10 protein-coding genes are annotated in these 11,420 nt (G+C 72.3%); 7 read left to right on the top strand and 3 right to left on the bottom strand.

Features of this window, described 5'->3' with window-relative positions:
- Window positions 1–36 precede the first annotated feature (36 nt).
- Window positions 37–1,365 carry a serine hydrolase domain-containing protein gene (locus ABD346_RS09945; RefSeq protein WP_344373878.1) on the bottom strand — a complete coding sequence of 443 codons (1,329 nt, stop codon included), beginning with the start codon at window positions 1,363–1,365 and terminating at the stop codon, window positions 37–39.
- 203 nt (window positions 1,366–1,568) lie between these two features.
- On the opposite strand from ABD346_RS09945, the gene ABD346_RS09940 reads away from it, so the two are divergent.
- On the top strand, window positions 1,569–4,130 hold the full coding sequence (locus ABD346_RS09940) for a DEAD/DEAH box helicase (protein ID WP_344373877.1): 2,562 nt from the start codon (window positions 1,569–1,571) through the stop codon (window positions 4,128–4,130).
- Between the two features lie 8 nt (window positions 4,131–4,138).
- On the opposite strand, the gene ABD346_RS09935 is transcribed toward ABD346_RS09940, so the two are convergent.
- On the bottom strand, window positions 4,139–4,558 hold the full coding sequence (locus ABD346_RS09935) for a DUF1348 family protein (protein WP_344373876.1): 420 nt from the start codon (window positions 4,556–4,558) through the stop codon (window positions 4,139–4,141).
- Between the two features lie 161 nt (window positions 4,559–4,719).
- Here ABD346_RS09935 and ABD346_RS09930 point away from each other — a divergent pair, with 161 nt between their 5' ends.
- The 5 genes from ABD346_RS09930 to ABD346_RS09910 all read left to right on the top strand — a co-directional run bounded on the left by ABD346_RS09930 (window position 4,720) and on the right by ABD346_RS09910 (window position 10,268).
- Window positions 4,720–5,280, top strand: coding sequence for a TetR/AcrR family transcriptional regulator (locus ABD346_RS09930; RefSeq protein ID WP_344373875.1), 561 nt, complete (start codon window positions 4,720–4,722; stop codon window positions 5,278–5,280).
- A gap of 135 nt (window positions 5,281–5,415) precedes the next feature.
- The gene (locus ABD346_RS09925) at window positions 5,416–5,619 is read left to right on the top strand and encodes a hypothetical protein (RefSeq protein ID WP_189960308.1); all 204 of its coding nucleotides are present in this window, start codon (window positions 5,416–5,418) and stop codon (window positions 5,617–5,619) included.
- 171 nt (window positions 5,620–5,790) lie between these two features.
- Window positions 5,791–7,335, top strand: a complete 1,545-nt coding sequence (locus tag ABD346_RS09920; protein WP_344373874.1) for a carboxylesterase/lipase family protein — start codon at window positions 5,791–5,793, stop codon at window positions 7,333–7,335.
- A 136-nt stretch (window positions 7,336–7,471) separates the two neighbouring features.
- A complete protein-coding gene (locus ABD346_RS09915; protein WP_344373873.1) occupies window positions 7,472–8,974 on the top strand; it encodes an MFS transporter in 1,503 nt (500 codons plus the stop codon).
- Between the two features lie 340 nt (window positions 8,975–9,314).
- Window positions 9,315–10,268 carry an NAD-dependent epimerase/dehydratase family protein gene (locus tag ABD346_RS09910; RefSeq protein ID WP_344373872.1) on the top strand — a complete coding sequence of 318 codons (954 nt, stop codon included), beginning with the start codon at window positions 9,315–9,317 and terminating at the stop codon, window positions 10,266–10,268.
- Window positions 10,269–10,294: 26 nt separating this feature from the next.
- On the opposite strand, the gene ABD346_RS09905 is transcribed toward ABD346_RS09910, so the two are convergent.
- Window positions 10,295–10,711, bottom strand: coding sequence for an organic hydroperoxide resistance protein (locus ABD346_RS09905; protein ID WP_189960312.1), 417 nt, complete (start codon window positions 10,709–10,711; stop codon window positions 10,295–10,297).
- A 137-nt stretch (window positions 10,712–10,848) separates the two neighbouring features.
- Here ABD346_RS09905 and ABD346_RS09900 point away from each other — a divergent pair, with 137 nt between their 5' ends.
- Window positions 10,849–11,358 carry a MarR family winged helix-turn-helix transcriptional regulator gene (locus ABD346_RS09900; protein WP_344373871.1) on the top strand — a complete coding sequence of 170 codons (510 nt, stop codon included), beginning with the start codon at window positions 10,849–10,851 and terminating at the stop codon, window positions 11,356–11,358.
- The last annotated feature ends 62 nt before the right edge of the window (window positions 11,359–11,420 follow it).

Raw genomic sequence — 11,420 nt, 5'->3', positions numbered from 1 at the left:
CGAAGCAGGGACCGCAGAGGCGGGTCGGGCAGCCGGTCAGGGGCGCGGGGCCATCGGCGGGGCGAGATCCTGGGTGCGCGGGAGCGGCACGGCCGGGGCGGCGGGCTTGCCCGTCCGCTCCCCCGCGTCCTTGCCGCACAGCGCCTGGAGGTAGAAACCGTTGAACGCGGCGTCGATCGGGCTCGGCTCCACCTTCCCGTCCTTGCCCACCTTCTGATACTTCATCAGGTTGTAGGCGGTGGCCATCTGGCGCTTCCCGTCCGGGCTGGACAGGACGGACGTCCCGGCCCCGAACACTGCCCCGTCGTGGCCCCAGAACCGGCCGCACGGGAGGTCGACGGCGGCCACGCCGAGGCCGTAGTTCATCGCGACCTCGCCGTCCTCACCGAGTACCGGCACCGTGGTCTGCATCTCGCGGAGCTGCGCGGCGGGCAGGAGCCCACCGCGCAGCAGCTCGCGGTAGAAGTCGTCGAGGTCGCCCGTCGTCGAGACGAGGGCTCCCGCGGTCCCGCCCCACGACATGTCGTACACGCTGTAGTCGCGCGGCGGGTCGATCAGACCGTAGAACGACTCGTACATCTTGGGGTGCGGTCCGGATATGTAGGGGGAGCGCGGGAAGTAGGTGTTGCGCAGCCCCGCCTTCTGGATGACATTGCGGGTGATGTACGCCTCGGCGTCCTCGCCCGTGACCTTCTGGATCAGCATCCCGGCGATGATGTAGTTGGTGTTGGAGTACGACCACTTCTCGCCGGGCTTGCCGGTGGGCTCGGCCTCGACGCCGAGGCGGGCCAGCTCTGCGGGCCGGAAGTGGCGGAAGCGGTTGTCGTCCAGGCTCTTGGTCGATCCCTGCACCAGCGAGGGGAAGGCGCCCGGAATGTAGTCGGCGATGCCACTGGTGTGGTTGAGCAGCATCCGTACCGTGATCGCCCGGCCACGCTCGCCGGGGACGGTGTCGGGGAGGTAGCGGCCGATCGGGGCGTCGAGGTCGATGCGGCCCTTGGCGACCTGCTGGAGGACGGCGACCGAGGTGAACGCCTTGGTGACGCTGCCCATGCGGTGCTGGAGCTGGGGGCGCATGGGGCGGCCCGTGCCGACATCGGCGAGCCCGGCGGCGCCCTGCCACTCCTGGTTCCCGTCTCTGACCTCCGTGTTCACGCCGTACATGCCTGCCGCGTGGACCGCGTCCAGCGCCTTGCCGAGCGCCTTGCGGTCCAGGCCGGGCGAAGCGGGGGCCACGGCGCCGGGGGCGGTGGGGGCGGGCGCGGCCTCGGCCGGTACGACGGTCGCGAGGAGAGCCACCGCGAGCGCGGCGGTGGTACCGGCGACGCGTGCGCGGCGACGTCGGTCCGGGCGGGTCGAGGACATGAGGTCTCCCCTTCGATCGGGCGAACTGGGCATCAACTGTCGCAAGGGGCCCGGTCCGGGCAGATCCTCCCGGCGAACGATCTTGGCCCTGCGCACTGCACCGAACGGACGAGCCACTCTCGGCCACTGGCGCGGGGCTTAGTGTTTTCCTTCTCCGGGCGGCCCACGTGGCCGCGGGCAGCGACGAGGAACGGTGGGCGTGCGTGATCAGGCTCCGTGAGCACCAGGTGGACGCGAAGGCGCGGATCCTCGCCGAGTTCGGCTTCCCGGCGCGCACCGCCGTGCCCGGGAGCGGGGCCCGGGCCACCGTCGTGTCCGCGACGGGCAGCGGCAAGACCTACACCGCCGCGTCGGCCGCGCTGGAGATGTTTCCGCGCGGCCGGATCCTGGTGCTCGTACCCACCCTCGACCTGCTGGTGCAGACCGCGCGGGCCTGGCGTGCGGTGGGCCACCGCTCCCCCATGGTCGCGGTGTGCTCCCTGGAGACGGACGAGGTCCTGGACGGGCTGGGGGTGCGGTGCACCACCAACCCCATCCAGCTGGCCCTGTGGGCGGGCCGGGGTCCCGCCGTCGTGCTCGCCACGTACGCCTCCCTGGTGGAGCGGGACGACCCGGAGGAAGGGGCCCTGCCCGGCGTGGAGAAGGTGCCGGGACCGCTCGAACTGGCCCTGAAGGGCGGCGGGTCGATGTTCGGGCAGCGGCTCGACCCGTTCGACCTCGCCGTGGTCGACGAGGCGCACCGCACAGCCGGCGACACCGGGCGCCCCTGGGCGGCCGTCCACGACCAGGCCCGCATCCCGGCCGGCCGGAGGCTGTACCTGACGGCCACGCCGCGTATCCTCGCCGCGCCCCGGCCGCCGCACGGAAGGGACGGCCGGGAGCTGGAGATCGCCAGCATGACGGCGGACTCGGCCACCTATGGGCGCCAGATCGTCCAGCTCGGGCTCGCCGAGGCGGTCGAGCGCGGCATCCTGGCCGGATTCGAGATCGACGTACTGGAGATCCGCGACCCGGCGCCGCCACGCGCCCGGGCTTCCGAGGAGGAGCGGCGGGGGCGGCGCCTGGCCCTGCTCCAGACCGCGCTCCTGGAACACGCGGCGGCGCACGACCTGCACACCGTGATGACGTTCCACCACCGTGTCGAGGAGGCCAAGGCCTTCGCGGCCCGGCTTCCGCAGACGGCCGCCGAGCTGTACACGGGCGAGGTCAGCGCCGGGGCGCGGCGCCGGGCCGCGAAGCTTCCGCCCTCCCCGGCCGAGCCGTACGAGCTCGAACCGGACCGCCATGTCCCGCCGGACCGGGTATGGGCCGCGTGGCTGTGCGGGGACCATCTGGTGTCCGAACGGCGGGAGGTGCTGCGGCAGTTCGCGGACGGCACCGATGCCGAGGGACGCCGTGTGCACCGCGCGTTCCTCGCGAGTGTGCGGGTGCTCGGCGAGGGTGTGGACATCGTCGGCGCGCGCGGGGTGGAGGCCATCTGCTTCGCCGACACCCGGGGCTCCCAGGTCGAGATCGTCCAGAACATCGGCCGCGCGCTGCGGCCCAACCCGGACGGCACCACCAAGACCGCCCGGATCCTGGTGCCCGTCTTCCTCGGCCGCGACGAGGACCCGGAGGACATGATCGCCTCGGCGAGTTACGCGCCACTCGTGGCGGTCCTGCAGGGGCTGCGCTCGCACGACGAACGGCTCGTCGAGCAGCTGGCCTCGCATGCGCTGACCCGTGCGTCCGACAGCGGCCGCCATCCGCACCTGCGCCGCGACAGCGGGGGCCGCATCGTCGACGACACCGACGACAACCCGCTCCTGCGCTTCTCGACGCCGCGCGACGCGGCCACCGTCGCCGCGTTCCTGCGCACCCGCGTCTACCGACCCGAGTCCCTGGTGTGGCTGGAGGGCCTTGGCGCGCTGCGCCGCTGGCGCGCCGAGCACCACTACACCGGGCTGATGTCCGTCCCGTACGACACCGAAGTGGCCCTGGGCGTCACCCGGTTCCCGCTCGGCCGGTGGGTCGCGCAGCAGCGGCGGGCGCTGCGGGCCGGCGAACTCGACGAGCACCGCAGGCTCCGGCTCGACGAGGCGGGGATGGTGTGGGAGCCGGGCGACGAGGCGTGGGAGGGCAAACTGGCGGCGTTCCGCGCCTTCCATCGCGCCCACAGCCATCTGGCGCCCCGGCAGGACGCCGTCTGGCTGGACGAGCCGGTCGGGCAGCACCTGGCCAATCTGCGCAGGAAGGGCGGGCTCGGCAAGGACCCGGAGCGGGCGGCGCGCCGGGAGGCACAGCTCGCCTCGATCGACCCCGACTGGAACTGCCCCTGGCCGCTCGACTGGCAGCGGCAGTACGCCGTGCTGCGCGACCTCGTCGCCGCTGACGGCTCGCTCCCCGACATCCTGCCCGGGGTGACCTTCGACGGCGACGACCTCGGCCGCTGGGCCGAGCGGCAGCGCCAGGACTGGCGCGCCCTGTCCAAGCCCCAGCGGGACCGGCTGTCCGCGCTGGGCCTGGGGCCCGCGAAGCCGCCCCGCCCGGACGCGAGGACCGGCCCGGCCAAGATGCCGGCCGCCTTCACGCGGGGCCTCGCGGCGCTCGGGCAGTACGTCCGGCGCGAAGCCCGCACCACCATTCCCCGGGGCCACGAGGAGACCCTGCCGGACGGCACCGTCGTGAAGCTCGGCATCTGGTACTCGAACACCAAGAGCCGGCGCGCGGGGCTCAGCCACACCCAGCGCAGCGCGCTCGCCCGGCTGGGCATCGACTGGGCGTGACCACCGGTTCAGCGCAGGCGGCGGTCGGCCTCGTCGATCGGCACGTCGTTGATGCTGGCCTCGCGGCGGCGCATCAGGCCCGCGTCGTCGAACTCCCACTGCTCGTTGCCGTGGCTGCGCCACCACTGGCCCTGCGCGTCGCGGCACTCGTACACGAACCGGACCGAGATGCGGTTGCCGGTGTAGGCCCAGAGTTCCTTGCGGAGCCGGTAGTCCAGCTCGCGCCGCCACTTGTCGGCGAGGAAGGCGCGGATCTCCTCGCGGCCGGTCAGGAACCGGTCGCGATTGCGCCACACCGAGTCCTCGGTGTAGGCGAGGGCGACCCTCTCCGGGTCCCGGGAGTTCCAGGCGTCCTCGGCGGCCCGCACCTTGGCGCGGGCACTCTCCTCGGTGAACGGGGGTACGGGCGGGCGTACGTCGGCAGTCACAGCAGCTCCGATCGACTCGGCGGATGAGCACGGCCCGGCGGCCCGGCACTGGTCGAGAACGATCGTTCTCGCCGTGGTGCCACACCGTAGAGAACGTGCGTTCTCTGCGCAAGTCATAATGGAGTCATGAGTCAGGGGTCATGGGTCGGACGGGTGGCGTGATGGATGACGACGAGGCGCGGGCGCGGCTGCTCGACGCGGCCGACGCGTTGTTCTACACCCACGGGGTGCAGGCGGTCGGGATGGACCGCATCCGCGCCGAGTCGCAGGTGCCGCTGAAGCGGCTGTACCGGATCTTCCCAGCGAAGGAGGCGCTCGTCGCCGCCTATCTGGACCGGCACGACCAGCGCTGGACGGCCGGCCTTCGCCGCCATGTGGCGGCCGCACATGGAGACCCGCGCGAGCAGGTGCTCGCGGTCTTCGACTGGCTGGCCGAGTGGTTCGGCGAGCCCGCCTTCCGGGGCTGCGCCTTCCTCAACGCACTCGGAGAGCTCGGCGACACACCGGCCGCAGTGAACGATGTGGCCCGCCGCCACAAGGCCGAGCTCCAGCGGGTCCTGAACGAGCTGGCGGCCGCCGCGGGGGTCCCGGACGCGCTGGGCGCCCAGCTGATGATCCTCGTCGAGGGGGCCACCGCTGTCGCCGCCCTCGCCCCCGGGCCGGCCCCGGCCCACCGGGCCCGCGCCATGGCCGACACGCTCCTGGAGCACGCCGTGCGATGAGACCCGCCGTGTCACCTTCGGCGGGTGTTCCGCATGCGTCGGCGTGGTACCGGTGACAGTGTCGAATGGCCGGGGCGTACCCGGCGTCCGCGGCCGGGCGGCCGGGCGCGGCCCGACACGGATGAGGAGCCACCAGTGCGCCATCGCATCGTTGCCGAACGACTTCCCGACGGCACCCTCAAGGAATGGCACATGGTCCGCGGCGACGAGGAACAGGTCATGTGTGGACGCGGCTTGCCCGAGGGCACCGAGGAACTGCCCGACGACGCCTGGGGTACGGACCGCGCCCGCCCCTTCTGTCACACCTGCGGGGCCCTGTACCTGCGCGAGGTGCCGTAGCCGGGCCACGGCGGGCGGGCCACGATCCGCCCGCCACCCTCCTTCGCCCTGGCCCCAACCACCCGTGAATCATGGCGAGTTGGACCACATGACGTATCCGACGGTATCCCCTCGCCCCCTCCCTTCCTCGGCTCCGTATCGTGGAGTCCCGCTGCCGAGAAGGGACATCGCATGACCGGACCCACGCGCGCACCCGAGATCCGTACGACCTCCGGAACCGTCCGCGGACGCGTCGCGGACGGCATGGCCGTCTTCCGCGGCATCCCGTTCGCCCAGCCGCCCGTCGGCCCGCTCCACCTGGCCCCGCCGGTGCCCGCCCTGCCGTGGGACGGCGTGCGCGAGGCCCTCTCGTTCGGCCCCACTCCCCCGCAGTCGCTCGGCCTGGGGTTCGGCTCGCGCCCCGAGAGCCCGAACGGTTCGGACGAGTGGCTGACGGTCAACGTCTGGTCGCCGGATCCGAGCGGGGCGGCCCGGCTGCCGGTCATGGTGTGGATATACGGCGGGGCCTACCTGGTCGGCTCCGCCGACGGGCCCACCTACGACGGGACGGCCCTGGCCCGTCGGGGCACGGTCGTGGTGACGTTCAACCACCGGGTGGGCGCCGAGGGGTACGGCCTTTTCGAGGGCGCGGTGCCCAACCGGGCGCTGCTCGACCAGGTCGCCGCCCTGGAGTGGGTCCGGGACAACATCGCGGGGTTCGGCGGCGACCCGGACCGGGTGACGGTCTTCGGCGAGTCCGCGGGGGCGGGCGCGATCGCCGCGCTGCTCGCGATGCCGAGGGCGGCCGGTCTTTTCCACCGCGCCGTGGCACAGAGCGTCCCCGGCACGGTCTTCAGCGCGGCGCTGGCCGCGGACGTCGGCGCGGGCGTGGCCGCCGAGCTCGGCCTGCCCGCGACCCTGGACGCGCTGGCTCCGGTGTCGCCCAAGGCGCTGCGGGACGCGGCGGACGCGGTGCTCGGCAAGATCTCGCAGTACGGGGCGCGTTGGGGCCTGATCGCCCATGCCCACCTCCCGTTCTCGCCGGTGGTCGACGGAGAGGTGCTGCCGACTTCGCCCTGGGAGGCGCTGCGCGCCGGCCACAGCCGCGACGTCGAGCTGATCGCGGGTCACACCCGGGACGAGGCACGGCTGTTCACGGTGATGGCGGGCCGCTACGGAAAGGTCACGCGGGAGGAGGCCGACACCACCCTGGCGAGGTTCGCCCCCGGCCCCGAGGGTGTGGCGGCCTACCGGGCGAGCTTCCCGGAGGCCGACCCGACCACGATGCAGGACCTGGTCATGTCGGACTGGCTGTTCCGGATGCCGAGCCTGCAGCTGGCCGAGGCGCACGCGGTGGGCGGCGGCACCACGTACGCCTATGAACTGGCGTGGGAGGCACCGGCGTTGGGCGGTGTGCTCGGCGCCTGCCACGGGCTCGACGTGCCGCTGGTGTTCGGCACGCTGCGCGGCGGGATCGCCACGATGGTGCTCGGCGAGGAACCGCCGGCCGAGGCCGAGGCCGTCTCGGACGCGATGGGCAGCGCGTGGACCGCGTTCGCGACACACGGCGACCCGGGCTGGGCCCGCTACCGCACCGACGGCCGGCTGACCCGGGTGTTCACGACCGAGCCGCACACCGTGCCGTACCCACAGGAGACCTCCCGCCACATGTGGGCCCAACACACCTTCACTGCACTGGAGTTGACCCAGGACGAGGACTCTGTGCCCTCCGCCTGAGAGCCGCCGCCGCTGCGGGCGCGCCACCTGTTCGGGTCCGACTGGGTGCGGGCGATTGCGGGGAGTATGTCCGGTGAGCGCCGGGTACTCGCGTCCGGCAGGTGGGGTTTCGGCTCGCGGCGGCAGGAGGCAGTTCATGAGCAGCGCGGTGCGGGGCCCGGGTCCGCGGACCATCACGACCCAGGTACCGGCGAGGCTGGACCGGCTGCCGTGGTCGCGCTGGCACTGGATGATCGTGATCGGTCTCGGCACCGTGTGGATCCTGGACGGCCTCGAGGTCACCGTCGTCGGGAACATCGCGAGCCGGCTCTCGGAGCACGGCAGCGGGCTCGCGATCACGGACGCCCAGGTCACGGGCCTGGGCGCCGCACTGTATGTGGCGGGGGCCTGTTCCGGGGCGCTGTTCTTCGGCTGGCTGACCGACCGGTTCGGGCGCAAGAAGCTGTTCCTGGTCACCCTCGCGGTGTATCTCGCCGCCACCGCGATGACCGCGCTGTCCTTCTCGGCGTGGTGGTTCTTCCTGTTCCGCTTCCTGACCGGGTTCGGCATCGGCGGCGAGTACGCGGCCATCAACTCGGCCATCGACGAGCTGATCCCGAGCAGGTACCGCGGCCGGGTGGACCTCATCATCAACGGGAGCTACTGGCTCGGCGCGATGGGCGGGGCGCTGTTGTCGGTCGTCGCGCTGAACACCGGCATCCTGCCGAAGGACGTCGGCTGGCGGCTCACCTTCGCCCTGGGTGTGGTGCTCGGTCTCGTCATCCTGCTGGTGCGGCGGCACGTACCGGAGAGCCCGCGGTGGATGTTCATCCACGGCCGCGAGGAAGGCGCTGAGCAACTGCTCGACGACGTGGAGCACGAGGTGGAGGAGCAGACCGGTGAGCGGCTTCCGCCGCCGGGGCGGTCGATCACCATCGAGCAGCGCGAGAGCGTGGGCTTCGTCGAGATCGCGCGCACCCTGTTCAAGGCCTACCCCAAACGGGCGGTGCTCGGCTTCGCCCTGTTCATCGGGCAGGCCTTCCTCTACAACGCGATCACGTTCGGGTTCAGCTCGATCCTGGTGAAGTTCTTCGACGTCTCCAGCGGCACCACCGGCTACTTCTTCGCCGTGATCGCCTTCGGCAACTTCCTGGGCCCGCTGCTGCTCGGCAAGCTCTTCGACACGGTCGGCCGCCGCAGGATGATCGCCGGTACGTATGTGCTGTCGGGCCTGCTGCTCTTCGTCACGGCGTGGTTCTTCGCCCAGGGGTGGCTCAATGCCACAACGATGACGGTGTGCTGGTGTGTGGTGCTGTTCTTCGCGTCGGCGGGTGCCAGCTCCGCGTACCTCACGGTGAGCGAGATCTTCCCGATGGAGACGCGGGCGATGGCGATCGCCTTCTTCTACGCGCTCGGTACGGCCGCGGGCGGCATCTCGGGGCCGCTGGTCTTCTCGGCGCTGACGTCCAGCGGGGTGGTCGGCGACGCGGTCATCGCCTTCGGCATCGGCGCGGCGCTGATGACGGCGGCCGGGGTGGTGGCCGCGTTCCTCGCGATCGACGCGGAGGGCAAGTCCCTGGAGGACATCGCCGCCCCGCTGTCCGCGCGGCTCGCGGCGGCGGGCGAGGGCACGACGCCGCCGGGGGCGCCGGCCGCGTAAGTCGTGGCCGCGGCCGGGCGGCTCCGGGTCCGCGGGGAGTGGAGTGCTTCGTCTGCGGGCCGGCGGGGGCCGGGCGCTCCCCCGATTTCTCGGCTCCGCTCGAACAGGAGGGCACCCCCATCGCGGCGGAGCCGCACGATGTCACTGCCCCGCGCCCTTTCGGGCGCTGTGCCGCACCGGACTTCCACAGGCCGCATCACGCCCCAGAAACGGCACAACCGCGGCGCACTCCCTTCTCCTCATTGCGTCAAACACACACCGCCGTTACAGTCTCTAACTATCGGCACTGCACATAACGGAGCCGGGGGCTGACGCCGTCCCGGCCATGAGGGGAATCGACATGCCGCACACGGAAAGCAACCTCCACGTGGTTCTCGGCTCGGGCCCGGCCGGCACGGCGGTGGCCACCGAGCTCGCGCGCCGCGGCCACCCCGTCCGCCTCGTCGACCGGTCCGGAACCGGCCCCGAGATAGCGGGAGTCGACCGGGTGAAGGGCGACGTCGCATCGGCCGAGGGGGCCGCTGCGGCCATCCGCGGAGCCGGGGTCGTCTACCACTGCGTCAACGTCGCCTACCAGCTCCAGGTCGAGGTCATGCCCCGCATCCAGGCGGCCGTCCTGGGGGCCGTGGAGGCGGAGGGCGCGCGCCTGGTCGTGCTCGACACGCTCTACCCGTACGGCGAGACGCACGGCGAGGTCATGACCGAGGACACGCCGTGGCACGCCACCGCCCTCAAGGGCCGGATGCGCGCCGAGCTCGACGAGAAGTACCTGGCCGCACACCGCGAGGCGCGCGCTTCGGTGGTGCTCGGCCGGTCCGCCGACTTCGTCGGCCCCGGGGTGCTCAACTCGACGCTCGGCGCGGCCGTCTTCCCCGGGGCGCTGACCGGCGGCGAAGTGCTGACGCTCGGCGACATCGACCTGCCGCACAGCTACACCGACATCCGCGCGGTGGCCGCCGGGCTCGCCACCCTCGGCGAGAGCCCGCACGGCGACGGCCGGGTCTGGCACCTCCCGACGGCGTCGGCCCTGACCACCCGCGAGGTACTCGGGATGATCGAGGACCGGGTCGGCCGCCCGCTGAAGATCGTCACGCTCGACGAGCCGCGCCCCTTCGGCCCGTTCGACCAGGTCTTCATGGACGCGTACGCCGAGATGTTCTACCAGCACACCGAGCCGCAGATCGTGAGCTCGGGCGCCTTCGAGGCCGCGTTCCGCACGGAGCCGATTCCGATGGGCGACACCCTCGACGCCACGCTCGCGTGGTACCGCGGCCTGCTGGCCGAGCGCCCCTGACCCGGCGCGCGGGCACAAGCGGGCCGCTACTCGATGACGATCTCGAACGGGATGTTGCCGCGGGTCGCCTTGGAGTACGGGCAGGCCGCGTGGGTCAGCTCGACGAGCTTGGCGCCGCTCTCGCCCTCCAGGTGCTCGGGGAGCTCGACGCGCATGACGACGCCGATGCCGAAGCCGCCGTCGGCGGGGTCCTTGCCGATGCCGACCTCGGCGGTCACCGAGACGTCCTTGACGTCGAGCTTCAGCTGGCGGGCGACGGAGCCCATCGCGCTGGCGAAGCAGGCCGCGTAGCCGGCGGCGAAGAGCTGCTCCGGGTTGGTGCCCTGGCCGTTGCCCCCGAGGGCCGGCGGGAAGGCGAGCGGCAGGTCGAGCTGGCCGTCGGAGCTGACGGTGCGGCCTTCGCGGCCGTTGGCGGTCGCCACTGCGGTGTAGAGCGCGTCCATGGGATCGGGTTCCTCTCGTGTCCGTCCGTACGGAGCCGGTGCGGCTCCGTACGGGGAAGCCTCGGCTGCCCAGAACCAACTGAAGCACACAATTAAGTTGTGCACAACTAAATGGCGTGACGTGTTAGCCTGGCCGCATGGTGACCACGCCCCCCGACCGCCCGCACGACGAGGACTATCTGCGGCTCGACCTCCAGCTCTGCTTCTCGCTGCACGCGGCATCGCGCGCCTTCAACGGCGTCTACCGCACGCTCCTGAAGGACCTGGGGCTCACCTATCCGCAGTACCTGGTGATGCTGACGCTCTGGGAGCACGGGGAACTGCCGGTCAAGAGCATCGGCGAGAAGCTGCGCCTCGACTCGGGGACGCTGTCGCCGCTGCTCAAGCGCCTCGAATCGGCGGGCTTCGTGCAGCGCCACCGCAGCCGGGCGGACGAGCGTTCCGTCACCGTCCGCCTCACGGAACAGGGCACGGCGCTGCGGGAACGCGCGCTGGCGGTACCGCACCACATCGCGCGGGCCGTCAATCTCCCTCCGGAGGACTTCCACACGTTGCGCACGCTCCTTGCCACCCTCACCGAGGGCCTCGACGCCGCACAGGGCCCGATGGCAACGGGCACGGACGAGGCGGCCTGCGCGGAGGGCTGAGTGCGCGGGGAGCGCGGGCCATGTGCCCGCCCACACCGCCTGCGCGAATAGTCGTGTGCGAG

The sequence above is a fragment of the Streptomyces mauvecolor genome, from assembly GCF_039532965.1.
In the GTDB taxonomy this organism is placed as follows: Bacteria; Actinomycetota; Actinomycetes; order Streptomycetales; family Streptomycetaceae; genus Streptomyces; species Streptomyces violascens.
This window is presented reverse-complemented; position numbering and strand designations above follow the sequence as displayed.